We start from the raw sequence: 15,029 nt of genomic DNA, 5'->3' as shown, positions 1-15,029 counted from the left end.
ATATAGCGAGCTTACACTTTCACTAAGCCGCCTTGTTCATAACCCAATCGTCCCGTGCGGACTTTTTGCCGTTGAATATGAATGTGCTGGAACTCGATTTTTTATTTTCAAATACTGCAAATAAAAAAATCGAAGCCAGAATCTATTCTGGCTTCGATTTAAGATCTAGCTAAAACACGTGTTAAAAGCTTAACCCGCAAACACCACACGGCGCTGACGTGTATACACCAAGCCGCCACACAGCATCAGCCAGATTAAGCCTAATGCACCGCCACCGCCTTTTTTACCTGAAGAGGTATTTTCAGGAGCTGGCTCAGGAACATAAGCCGAATAAACGGTGAACGTAATTTCCGCTTTATCGCTCAGTGAAGGATCACCGCTATCAGCCACTTTAACTGAAACAGTATAATTACCAAGAACAAGCTCATCAGAACTGAAACTAACGCTAGTTGCGGACTCGCTCATAACCGTAATACTACCAAGAGCCCAGGTTAACGTGTGTGTATCGTTTACATCGGCATCTGCAACGATTGCTTCGAGTGTGACATCACCAGCACCGAGTGTAATATCAGAAACCTGCTCGCCATTCTGCAGCAAAACTAAATGAACTGAGGGCGGTAAATTGCTATCTAGACTGCCATTACCATCTATGTCCCGATACACCACGCCATCTATTCTTAAACCCGGTAGCTGCTCAAAAGTACCGAAATCCCAAACACTGCTATCCCATCCAGCATAAAGCGTATTACTAATGGCACAGTCGTCTTTATTATCGCTAGACGTTGGACATTGTAATTCAGCCAGTGTGGCACCGAAGTAGTTGTCGAATTCCGATTCCAAAGCACTATTAGGTTGGCGGGTAGTGTCGGTAGCCCAATGGCTGTTAGTAATTACGGTATCGGTATCTCCATTACCAACTAGGCCTCCACCATAACTATCGGTTGCTGTCACAAACCCCGAGGCGAATGATCTGGTTATTACGGATTCACCTTCAATACTCCCCAGAAGAGCACCAACAGAATACAAAGCACTTACGGCACCGGTTGCAAAAGAGTCAGAAATAGAAACTTGCCCTTCGCCTCCCCCAACTAAGCCGCCAACGTCCTCATCCCCAATAACTTCGCTTATAGCAAAACTGCTGCTAATACTAGACCGCTCAGATAAATACCCAACTAATCCCCCTACGTAATCAGAGCCACTCACTACACCCGTGAAAAAGCTGTTAGTGATTGCACTATTAGCAGAAAGACGCCCCACTGAACCGCCTACGTACCTATCGCCGGTAACAGCACCAGTAACGTAGCTTTGACTGATCGTTTCAACGTTATTGGCATGACCCACAAGCCCTCCAACATAGTCATCACCAACAACACGCGTCAATTCGCCTGTTAATTCGATATTGCGTAGCTCAGCGGATTTTCCTGAAATATATCCAAATAGTCCTACGTAATCGGTGCGGCTACGATTGATATACAAGTTTCGAACTTGATAGCCGTTGCCATCAAAGATTGCTTTAAACGGGAACAGCGAGGACGTGCCGATTGGCAACCAACCTTCCTCGCCGTTCCAGTACGTGTCATTCGCACTCATACGCCCATCGGCATTGGTATCAAAATCCAAGTTATTGGTGAGTTCATACCCAGAGCACTGCAACTGAAGCACACCAGCGAGTATTACAGCAGGGCAACCTGAACTATCAATTTCCTCACCTTCACTTGAAGTACGACCAGTACCCGCTAGGTTGTAACGAATAGCATTAAGCTGTTCGAGTGTGGAAACCTCAATCAAGCCATCAGAATCGGCATCCGCATCCATGATGCCGTCGTTATTATCGTCGGTGTCGTCGCTATTACTAATACCGTCGTTATCAGTATCATTCAGGAAGTCGTCAAGTGCTAGGCCAGACGAGTTTTGGCAGCTGGAATCACAACCCTCCGCCCAACTATCGGGATAACCATCGAGATCCTCATCCTGCCAAGCAGCCGAGTTACCCAGGAACTGATCAAGTGTTAGACCGCTGTTATTAATACAATTGGCATCGCAGCCAATCGTCCAAGTATCCGCATAGCCATCACCATCGGCATCGCTAGACGCCGCATATTTATTGGGGAATGCATCATCTTCATCCAGTAAGCTATCACCATCACTATCTCTATAGAGAATCCCATTAATGATTAAGCCAGGCAATTGCGTAGACGTACCGAAATCCCAAATGCTGCTATCCCATCCAGCATAAAGCGTATTACTAATGACACAGTCGTCCGTATTATCGCTAGACGTTGGGCATTGTAATTCAGCCAGTGTGGCACCGAAGTAGTTGTCGAATTCCGATTCCAAAGCACTATTAGGTTGGCCGGTAGTGTCGGTAGACCAATGGCTGTCGGTAATAGTGCTATCGCCATACATATAACCAACGAGGCCCCCTACGAGACTTTCACTCGAGGTAACTGAACCAGTTGCAAAACTATTAGAAATTGCGCTTTTATTTGCTATTTCACCGACTAAACCACCACTAGATCGACTAGCAGCATTGACTCTTCCGGTGGCAAAGCTGTTGGTTAGATTAGTACTAGATGATATACGCCCAGCAAGTCCTCCGACATAACTGGAGCCGCTGACAGTTCCTGAAGCAAAACTGTTAATGGTTGTATTGTTTTGGGATAGGTTCCCAGCTAATCCACCTACGTTTTCACCGCCAGCAACATCTCCCGTTGTATAGCTTCGACTAATCGTCGCCCCCCGGTAGGCAACCCCTACAAGCCCAGCAGTATTGTTTCCACCAATAGCACGCATTAGCTCGCCGGTTAATCCAATATTACGTAGCTCAGCCGTTTTTTCAGAAACATATCCAAATAGTCCTACGCCATTGGTACTGGGACGATTAATGTATAAGTTGCGGATTTGATAGCCGTTGCCGTCAAAGACTGCTGTATATGGCAAATCATAATCACCTACCGGCACCCATCCCTCCCCGTCATTCCAATACACGTCATTCTCATCCATTACGCCATCAGCATTGGTGTCGAAATCCAAGATATTGGTTAACTCATACCCAGAGCAATGCAATTGAAGCACGCCATCCAATATCACTGCAGGGCAGCCCGAACTATCAGTCTCCGCTCCTTCAATTGAAGTACGACCAGTGCCAGCGAGGTTGTAACGAATCGCATTGAGCTGTTCGAGACTCGAAATATCAATCAAGCCATTAGAGTCCGCATCCGCATCAGTAATGCCGTCGTCATTATCGTCGGTGTCATCGCTATTATTGATACCGTCGTTATCGGTATCGTTAGGATAGCTATCAAGCGTTAGACCTGACGTTGCTTGGCAATTAGCATCGCAGCCATCTGTCCAACTGTCGGGATAACCATCTAAGTCCTCATCCTGCCAAGCAGCTGAATCACTAGGGAACTGATCAAGTGTTAGCCCGCTGCTTGAAATACAATTGTCATCGCAGCCAATCGTCCAAACATCCGCATAGCCATCACTGTCATCATCGCTAGACGCCGCATGGTTGTATGGGAATGCATCATCCTCATCCAACAAGCCATCGCCATCGCCATCCCTATAAATAATTCCATTAATGATTAAACCAGGTAATTGCGTAGAGGTACCGAAATTCCAAATACTACTATCCCATCCAGCATAAAGCGTATTACTAATGACACAGTCATCTTTATTATCACTGGACGTCGGGCACTGTAATTCTGCTAACGTGGAACCGAAGTAGTTGTCGAGCTCTGATTCTCTCTCGCTATTTAGTTGGCCTGTGGTGTCGGTAGCCCAATGGCTGTTGATAGTTGTACTGTTGCTATATCCAAGTAGACCACCTATACCGTAGCTTACGCCAGCAACGTGTCCAACGGCGAAGCTATTCTCTAGGGTAGAGAAGTAATCGAAATACGCCACCAAACCACCGACCCCGCCATTGCCCTCAACACTACCTGAGGCAAAGCTATTAGTTAGTTCTGACCGAGATAAATGCCCGACTAAACCACCAACGTAAGTAGAGCCACTCACTTTACCTGTAGCAAAGCTTTCACTTATGACGCCATAAATGGAGAGGGATCCCAATAAACCGCCCACATAATCATCACCGATCACCACTCCGGTGACGTAACTCTGCTCTATCCTTGCGGCGTTCTTGGCATAGCCCACTAGCCCACCAACGTAGTCATTCCCCACAACACGCATCATCTCGCCGGTTAATCCGATATTGCGTAGCTGAGCAGATTCACCCGAGATATATCCAAATAATCCAACGTAATTTGTGCTGCTGCGATTAATATATAAATTGCGAATTTGATAGCCATTGCCATCAAAGATTGCTTGAAACGATAAAGATGATGAAGTACCAATCGGCTCCCACCCATCGCCTTCATTCCAATAGGCGTCATTCTCATCAATTACGCCATCGGTATTGGTATCAAAATCCAAGGTATTGATTAACTCATAACCCCAGCAATGATGTTGAAGCACGCCGGCAAGTATAACTGCAGGGCAGCCAGAGCTATCCGTTTCTTCACCTTCAATTAAAGTACGACCAGTGCCCGCTAGGTTGTAACGAATCGCGTTGAACTGTTCAAGACTAGAGATATCAATCAAGCCATCAGAATCTGCATCCGCATCCATGATACCGTCGTTATTATCATCGTTATCGTCCGTGTTATTAATACCATCGTTATCAATATCGTTAGGGAAAATATCTAGCGTCAAACCAGAGTCATTTTGGCAACTAATATCGCAATCAGGAGCCCAGCTATCGGGGTCGCCATCTATATCTTTATCTTCCCAAGCAGCAGACGTCGTCGGGAATTGATCTAGTGTTAACCCACTCGTTTCCAAGCACTCGGTATCACAGTTTATGTTCCAAGCATCAGGGTAACCATCACGGTCAGCATCTATAGTCGCAGCCCAGATATTCGGAAAAGCATCATCGCCATCAAGAGATCCATCACCGTCACTATCACGATAAACTACGCCATCGAGAATCAAACCCGGTAGTTCTGTATTGCTACCAAAATCCCAAACACTGCTATCCCATCCGGCATACAGCGTATTACTAATAACACAGTCGTCCGCATTATCGCGAGCCGTTGGGCATTGTAATTCCGCCAACGTGGCACCGAAGTAGTTATCAAACTCCGATTCTCCCGCGCTATTGAGTTGGCCAGTAGTATCGGTTGCCCAGTGGCTATTAAGAATGTCATTGTCGAAAGGGAAATAACCAATCAGTCCGCCGATACCGCTAATTGATTTTGCATAAACTCGACCTGTGGCAAAACTGTTATTTACAGAAGAATCATGTAAAGAACCAAGCAAGCTACCAACATACCCATTGGCAGTAACATTTCCAGTAGCAAAACTATTATTTATAGCTGAGTAATCTAAATTTCCTACCAGTCCACCTACGTTATCCCTCCCTGTAATCTCTCCTGTCGAGTAGCACTCGTTAATACTTGAGCCAACCAATGCAAAACCCACTAACCCACCAACATTATCGTAACCTTCCACGTTCATCAGCGGCCCAGTGAGGCCTATATTACGAAGATTTGCATTCACGCCTTCAATAGCGCCAAATAGCCCTGTATCTGAACCACTTTTTATATAAAGGTTAAGTATTTGATAACCTTTACCATCAAATATTGCTTCAAAAGGTGAAGTAGAATTACCTATTGGCTCCCAGCCTTCACCATCGTTCCAATAAGCATCGCGCTCATCCATCGTATCATCGGCGTTGGTATCAAAGTCTAAATTATTGGTGAGTTCATACCCAGAGCAATGCAACTGAAGCACTCCATCAAGTATCACTGGTGGACAACCAGAACTATCCGTTTGCTCACCTTCGCTTAAAGTGCGGCCAGTACCCACTAGGTTATAACGAATCGCGTCGAGTTGTTCGAGACTCGATATATCAATCAATCCATCAGAATCAGCATCAGCATCAGTGATACCGTCGTTATTATCGTCGGTGTCTTCGCTATTATTGATACCGTCGTTATCGGTATCGTTAGGATAGCTATCGAGTGCTAGGCCTGATGCTGCTTGGCAACTCGTACCGCAGCTATCTATCCAGCTATCTGGGTAGCCATCTAAATCTTCATCCTGCCAAACGGCCGGATTACTGGGGAACTGATCAAGAGTTAGACCACTGTTTGAAATACAATTAGCATCACAACCTATTGTCCATATATCAGGATGACCATCATTGTCCCTATCCAAAGACGCTGCAAAATTATTTGCAAATGCATCGTCGCTATCCAGCGAACCATCGCCATCACTGTCTCTATAGGTAATGCCTTCTAGAATCAAACCGGGAAGCTGATTACTTGTACCAAAATCCCAGACATTGTTATCCCATTCGGCATAGAGCACTTTATCGGCAATGCAGCTAGTATTACTAGCGCCGACTGGACATTGGAGTTCAACTAAAGTAGTTGCTTTAATTGAGAAGCTATCAATGTCTGTTCCATTCACGGCAACGATTGAATAACTATTTTCGATAAAGGAGCCAAAAAACACCGCCCCCCCTATACCTCCATAGTAACCGACTCCTCGCACATAGCCTGCGGCAAAACTATTGACGATGGAACTACCGTTTAGATACCCAGCCAGTCCTCCAATACGGACATTGCCACTGACTGTACCTGTGGCAAAGCTGTTTCTAATAGTGCTATTAGTGTCGAGGGTCCCTGCTAAGCCGCCTACGTATCTGTCGCCAGTAATAATTCCGCTGACATAGCTTTGACTAATCGTTGCAGAGCTACCGGCATAGCCCACAAGCCCACCAACGTAGTAATCTCCCAGCACTTGCATCAGCTCGCCGGTTAATCCGATATTACGCAGCTGGGCAGATTCACCTGAGATAGCCGCAAACAATCCAATATAATCAGTGTTGCTGCGATTGATATACAAGTTACGAATTTGATGCCCGTTACCATCAAAGGTGGTGGTAAATGGTGTTGAGGAGCTAGAGATTGGCATCCAGCCAGCTCCCTCATTCCAATACGCATCATTCGCATCCATGACACCATCGGCATTGGTATCAAAGTCCAGCGTGGTGGTTAATTCAAAACCAATACAACCGTCCATTGGGCAGCCGGTGCTATCACCGTACAGGCTTGTGCCATCTAGGTTATTTCTAATTTCATTGAGGTCGGCGAGGCTATTGATTTCAATCAAGCCGTCGTCGTCAAGGTCATAGTCGGCACGGCCACTTTCAGCGAAGGCCGAAGGCACAATGAGGCAACCGAGAATCATCGGCATAAGTAGGCGGAGCGGTGTGATGGCCATAGCTGGGTAACATCCTTTTAACAGTTTCATGACCATTTAAATGAGTGGCCATGCTAATACACATATCAGCGAGTTACTGATTGCTAGCGAATATCAATGTGCTAGAACTCGATGTCTGATTTTCAAATACTGAGGATGTCGAATTAACGCGAGGAAAGTAGCCAGCATCTCTGCGGCTGAGCGAATTCCATTCGAAAAATCATCATCCTTGGTGCTCTTAGATATCTGACGATACCAAAAGCTGTAAATCTGGGCTTCTTAAACCAGCGCAATTATATAGAACACGCACCGCTACGTCAGTGTGGCGGCTAATTATTTTCTCATTAAATATTGCATATAAAAAATCGAAGCCAGAATCTATTCTGGCTTCGATTTAAGATCTAGCTAAAACACGTGTTAAAAGCTTAACCCGCAAACACCACACGGCGCTGACGTGCATACACCAATCCGCCACACAGCATCAGCCAGATTAAGCCTAATGCACCGCCACCGCCTTTTTTACCTGAAGAGGTATTTTCAGGAGCTGGCTCAGGAACATAAGCCGAATAAACGGTGAATGTAATTTCCGCTTTAGCACTTAATGGTGAGTAGCGATTATCTGTCACAACGACAGAAACCGTGTATTCGCCCGCCACTAAATTATCCGACTTAAACGTAACGCCAGTGTCGGTTTCGCTCATGACTGTGATTCCGTCATACGTCCAGCTTAATGTATGGCGATCACTTGCATCAGGGTCAGTTATTGTTGCTTCTAACGTGACATCACCATCACCCGCGGTAATGTCAGACACCACATAACCGTCTTGCTTTAAGGTTAGAGTCACCGTCGGCGCTTGGTTTTCATCAAGGCTGCCATTACCGTCTTCATCGCGATAAACAATTCCATTAATGATTAAACCGGGTAATTGCGTAGAGGTACCGAAATCCCAAACGCTGCTATCCCATCCGGCATAAAGCGTATTACTAATGACACAGTCGTCGGTATTATCACTGGATGTTGGGCATTGTAATTCAGCTAGCGTAGCACCGAAGTAGTTATCGAATTCCGATTCTCCATCGCTATTTAGCTGGCCTGTGGTATCGGTAGCCCAATGGCTGTTGGTGATTACATAGCTATTGCTATAACCAGCCAAACCGCCGACAGAAGAATTACCCGTCACCGCACCAGTAGCGAAACTACTATTAATGGTACTACTAGAGAAGTAGCCAACTAGGCCGCCAACAGAAGAATTACCCATCACCGCGCCGGTGACGTAACTGTTATTAATGACGCTACTCGATAGATAGCCAGCCAAGCCGCCCACATACCGATACCCTGTAACGACGCCAATAACGTAACTCTGCTCTATCATTGCCGCGTTCTTGGCATAACCCGAAAGCCCACCAACGTAGTAATCTCCCAGCACTTGCATCAGCTCGCCGGTTAATCCGATATTACGCAGCTGGGCAGATTCACCTGAGATAGCCCCAAACAATCCAATATAATCAGTGTTGCTGCGATTGATATACAAGTTACGAATTTGATGCCCGTTACCATCGAAGGTGCTGGTAAATGGTGTGTCATAATCGGTACCAATCGACTCCCACCCATATCCCTCATTCCAATACGCATCATTCGCATCAATAACGCCATCGGCATTAGTATCAAAATCCAAGGTATTGATTAACTCATAACCCCAGCAATGATTTTGAAGCACGCCGTCAAGTATAACTGCAGGGCAGCCAGAGCTATCCGTTTCCTCGCCTTCTATTAAAGTACGACCAGTGCCCATTAGGTTGTAGCGAATTGCATTGAGCTGTTCGAGACTGGAGACATCAATCAAGCCATCAGAGTCCGCATCCGCATCGGTGATGCCATCATTATTATCGTCGGTGTCGTCGCTATTATTGATACCGTCGTTATCCGTATCATCAAGGTAACGATCAAGTGTGAGACCCGTCGCTGCTTGGCAATTGGCATCACAGCTCGTCCCCCACACATCGGGATAACCATCTAAGTCAGTGTCTGGCCCTGCCCCCGCGATCGCTGGGAACTGATCCAGTATCAAACCACTGTTTTCAATACAGGTCGTATCACAGTCCGCCGCCCACACATCCGGATAACCATCCAGATCGGTATCTTGCCAAGCGGCCGCAGTTGTCGGGAATTGATCCAGTGTTAACCCACTGTTTTCAATGCAGGTAGCATCACAATCAAGCGCCCATGCATCCGGATAACCATCCAGGTCGGTGTCTTGCCAGGCGGCCGCAGTGGCAGGGAAATGGTCCAGTGTTAACCCACTGTTTGCGATACAGGTCATATCACAGTCCGCCGCCCACGCATCGGGATAGCCATCCAGATCGGTATCTTGCCAAGCGGCCGCAGTTGTCGGGAATTGATCCAGTGTTAACCCACTGTTTGCGATACAGGTCGCATCGCAGCCCGCAGCCCACGCATCCGGATAACCATCCAGGTCGGTGTCTTGCCAGGCGGCCGCAGTGGCAGGGAAATGGTCCAGTGTTAACCCACTGTTTGCGATACAGCTCGCATCGCAGCCAATGGTCCATGCATCAGCATACCCGTCGTGATCACTATCCCAAGACGCCGCGCGGTTGTTTGGATAGACATCGTCGCCATCGAGCGAGCCATCACCATCGCTATCACGATAGGTAGTGCCACTCAACATTAAGCCGGGAAGTTGCGTGTTAGTGCCGAAATCCCAAACGCTGCTATCCCATCCGGCATATAGCGTATTACTAATGACACAGTCGTCCGTATTATCGCTAGACATTGGGCATTGTAATTCTGCTAGCGTAGCACCGAAGTAGTTATCGAATTCCGATTCTCCATCGCTATTTAGCTGGCCTGTGGTATCGGTAGCCCAATGGCTGTTGGTAACTGTGCTATTACTATAGCCAGTCAAACCGCCCACATAAGAATCACCTATCACCGCCCCAGTAGCGAAACTACTATTAATGGTACTACTAGATGAGTAGCCAACTAGGCCGCCAACAAAAGAATTACCCGTCACCGCACCACTGGCAAAACTGTTGTTAATAGCGCTAGCATTATAGCTCCCACCAGTCAAACCGCCCACATAATAATCACCAGTCACCGCGCCGGTGACGTAACTGTTGTTAATGACACTAGCATTGAGATAGCCAACTAAGCCGCCCACATACCAATCACCGGTCACCGCACCGGTAACGTAACTCTGCTCTATCATTGCCGCGTTCTTGGCATAACCCGAAAGCCCACCAACGTAGTCATCTCCCAACACTTGCATCAACTCGCCGGTTAACCCGATATTACGCAGCTGGGCAGATTCACCTGAGATAGCCCCAAACAATCCAATATAATCAGTGTTGCTGCGATCGATGTATAAGTTACGAATTTGATGACCGTTACCATCGAAGATGCTGGTAAATGGCACTGAAGAGCTACCGATTGGCATCCAACCTTCACCGCCATTCCAATACGCGTCATTCGCATCCATTACACCATCGGCGTTGCTATCAAAATCAAGGTTGGTGGTTAATTCATAACCAATACACACTAATTGCATCACGCCATCAATAACTGTGGCAGGGCAACCAGAGCTGTCACTATCACCACCGTCAACAAGGGTACGGCCAGTGCCGGCTAGGTTGTAACGAATCGCATTGAGCTGTTCGAGACTCGAGATATCAATCAAGCCATCAGAATCAGCGTCGGCATCGATGATGCCATCATTATTATCGTCGGTGTCGTCGCTATTATTGATACCGTCGTTATCCGTATCATCAAGGTAACTATCAAGCGTTAGACCCGTCGCTGCTTGGCAATTGGCATCACAGCTCGTCGCCCACACATCGGGATAACCATCCAAGTCAGTGTCTGGCCCTGCCCCCGCGATCGCCGGGAACTGATCCAGTATCAAACCACTGTTTTCAATACAGGTCGTATCACAGTCCGCCGCCCATGCATCGGGATAGCCATCACTATCATCATCGATAGACCCCGCATGGCTATATGGGAAAGAATCATCTTCATCCAGAAAACCATCGCCATCACTGTCCCGATATACAATTCCATCAAGTATTAATCCAGGTAACTGAATAGAAGAACCAAAATCCCACACAGCTTCATCCCAATTGGTATACAACGTATTACTAACAACACAGTCGTTGGTGTTATCGCTTGATGTTGGGCATTGTAATTCGGCTAGCGTGGCGGCGAAGTAGTTCTCGAATTTTGAATCGTCAAAACTATTTAGCTGACCTGACGTATCATTAACCCAATAACTGCTGGTAATCGCAATGCTGTTATAGCTATACCCAACTAATCCTCCCGCATTACCATTACTCGCAATAACTGAGCCCGTTGAGAATGAATTTGTGATTGCACTTGATTTAGTATAACCAACCAAACCTCCGACATTATTACCACCGCTCACAGCAGCAGTTGCAAAGCTATTAGTCATTGTTGAACCAGAAATTAATTTTCCAACCAAGCCACCAACTTGAAAATCGCCCGATACCCCCCCTGTACTATAGCTCTGCTCAATACTTGCATTGTTATCAACAGAACCGACTAAACCACCTACATAACCAAAGCCAGAAACACTCATTAAACCGCCGGTCAGTCCAATATTTCTAATCACAGCATTTGCGCCGGAGATATAAGAAAACAAGCCGACATCGTAAGAATCGAAGCCCAAGTTTATATAAAGATTACGAATTTGATGCCCATTACCATCGAATATAGCCGTGAATTTCGATGCTGAATGGCTACGGCGCTCCCACCCGATAGGCACCCACCCTTTGTTACTATTCCAGTAGGAATCATTCTCATCAATAGCACCGTCGGCATTAGTGTCGAAATCAAGATCAGTAGTTAGCTCATAGCCCTTGCAATGGAGCTGCAAAATACCCTGATAAATAGCAGCAGGACAACCGGACGAATCTGTTTCATAGCCTTTAGCGAGCGTACGACCTGTTCCAGCAAGGTTGTAACGTATTGCACTTAGCTGTTCGAGGCTGGATATCTCAATTAAACCGTTAGAGTCTGCATCCGCATCTACGATGCCGTCATTATTATCATCGTTATCTTCGCTGTCATTAATACCATCATTATCGATATCGTTAGGATGACTATCTAACGTTAGCCCAGATGCATTTTGGCAACTGCTGTCGCAGCCATCCGACCAACTATCGGGATAACCATCGAGATCTTCATCCTGCCAAACAGCGGCATTACTAGGATACTGATCCAGCGTTAAGGTACTACGTGCAATACATTCAGCATCACACCCAAGCGTCCAGGCATCAGGATGGCCATCCTCATCGCTATCATATGAAGCGGCATATTCATTAGGAAAAGCCTCATCATTATCTAAAAAACCATCGCCATCACTGTCCCTGTAAACTATTCCATCGAGAATTAAACCGGGTAATTGCGTAGAAGTACCGAAATCCCACAGAGACTCTCCCCAAGCGGTATACAGCGAATTACTAGCAACACAGTCATCGATATTATCGCTTGATATTGGGCATTGTAATTCGGAAAGAGTAGCACCGGAGTTGTGGTCTACTACTGACACTTCACTACTAATTATTTGGCCAGTAGTGTCGATAGCCCAATAGCTGTTAGTTATATTACTATCATAGCTGTAGCCCACTAGGCTCCCAGCATCGCTATCTATGGCCGTTATTAAAGCAGTAGAAAAAGAATTCGAAATAGAAGAAACATTATATAAAGACCCAGCTAAACCACCGACATTAGCAGAACCGTTCACAACACCCGTAACAAAACAGTTGCTCATCATTGACCCTAAAGATAACTCTCCAACTAATCCACCAATATGCCTGCCCTTACCGGTGACTAAGCCGCTGAAGTAACTTTGCTCTATTCTTGCGCTATTTGAGGCAGAACCAACCAATCCCCCCACAGAATCGCGGCCAATAATATTCATCAAAGCACCAGTTAGTCCTGTATTTCGAATCACGGCTTTTGAGCCATAGATAACTCCAAACAATCCGACATAACTGATACTGCTGCCGTTGATATACAAGTTACGGATTTGATGACCTCTGCCATCGAAAGTGCTGGTATATGGTATTGAAGAACTACCAATTGACTCCCACCCTTTACCGTCATTCCAATAGTCATCCTTATCATCCATCACGCCATCGCCGTTGGTATCGAAATCTAGATTGCTAGTTAACTCGTACCCAATACAATGCGATTGAAGCAGACCTTCAAAAAGCACAATAGGACAACCAGAATTATCCGTTTCGTCGCCTTCGATTAAAGTTCGACCTGTACCCGCTAGGTTGTAACGAATTGCATTAAGTTGTACTAGACTAGACACATCAATCAAGCCATCAGAATCAGCATCAGCATCTGTTATGCCATCGTTGTTATCATCGGTATCTTCACTATTATTAATACCGTCGTTATCGCTATCATTAGGATAACGATCAAGCGTTAGGTCTGATGTATTTTGACAATTACTGTCGCAACTATCCGCCCAGCTTTCGGGGTAACCATCTAAGTCCTCATCCTGCCAAGCAGCCGGATTACTGGGAAGCTGATCAAGAGTTAGACCACTGTTTGACATACAATTGGCATCGCAGCCAATCGTCCACATATCAGGATGACCATCATTATCGCCATCCCACGATGCCGCATGATTATTCGGGAAGGCATCATCCTCGTCTAGCAAGCCATCACTATCGCTATCACGATAGGTGGTGCCACTCAAAATCAAGCCGGGTAGTTGCACATTGGTGCCGAAGTCCCATACACCACTATCCCATTCAGCATAAAGCGTTTTATCTGTCACGCAGCTTGTATCGTTGCCACTAACAGGACACTGCAGTTCGGCTAGGCTGGCCGCCGATGTCGAGGTACTGCTGATACCGGTTGTATCAACCGCCCAATAACTGTTGGTTATGACAGAGCTAAAACTATAGCCAACCAGACCGCCGACAGAAGAATTACCCGTCACCGCACCGCTGGCAAAACTGTTGTTAATGGCGCTACTGCTCGATAGATAGCCAGCTAAGCCGCCGACATAATAATCACCGGTCACCGCGCCCGTCGCGAAACTGTTATTAAGGGCGCGACTACTCGATAGATAGCCAGCCAAGCCGCCGACATAATAATCACCGGTCACCGCGCCGGTGACATAACTCTGTTCTATAATTGCCTCGTTTTTAGCATAACCAACAAGCCCACCAACATAGTAATACCCCTGCACTTTCATCAGCTTGCCGGTTAATCCGATATTGCGAAGCTGAGCGGATTCGCCTGAAATAAAGCCAAATAATCCAACATAATATGTACTGGTGCGATTGATATATAAATTGCGAATTTGATGCCCGTTACCGTCGAAGGTGGTGGTAAATGGCGTTGAGGAACTACCGATTGGCATCCAGCCATCTCCACCATTCCAATACGCGTCATTCGTATCCATCACACCATCAGCGTTGGTATCAAAGTCCAGCATGGTGGTTAATTCAAAACCAATACAACCGTCCACTGGGCAGCCGGTGCTATCACCGTACAGGCTTGTGCCATCTAGGTTATTTCGGATTTCGTCGAGGTCGGCGAGGCTGTTGATTTCAATCAGGCCGTCGTCGTCTAGATCGTAGTCGGCACGGCCACTTTCAGCGAAGGCCGAAGGCATAATTAGGCAGCCGAGAATCATCGGCATAAGTAGGCGGAATGGTGTAATGGCCATAGCTGGGTAACATCCTTTTATAATGAGCTA

The 15,029-nt window shown here is 46.5% G+C and carries 2 protein-coding genes; both read right to left on the bottom strand.

Annotation, left to right across the window (positions count from 1 at the left end; translation table 11 throughout):
• Positions 1-189 precede the first annotated feature (189 nt).
• A complete protein-coding gene (locus TOL_RS01915; protein WP_015485578.1) occupies positions 190-7,293 on the bottom strand; it encodes a GLUG motif-containing protein in 7,104 nt (2,367 codons plus the stop codon).
• A 404-nt stretch (positions 7,294-7,697) separates the two neighbouring features.
• Positions 7,698-14,999 carry a GLUG motif-containing protein gene (locus TOL_RS18065; RefSeq protein ID WP_015485577.1) on the bottom strand — a complete coding sequence of 2,434 codons (7,302 nt, stop codon included), beginning with the start codon at positions 14,997-14,999 and terminating at the stop codon, positions 7,698-7,700.
• Between the last annotated feature and the right edge of the window lie 30 nt (positions 15,000-15,029).

The sequence above is a fragment of the Thalassolituus oleivorans MIL-1 genome, from assembly GCF_000355675.1.
In the GTDB taxonomy this organism is placed as follows: domain Bacteria; phylum Pseudomonadota; class Gammaproteobacteria; order Pseudomonadales; family Oceanobacteraceae; genus Thalassolituus; species Thalassolituus oleivorans.
The sequence above is the reverse complement of the archived record's forward strand: the minus strand, read 5'-3'. Positions and strand labels throughout refer to the sequence as shown.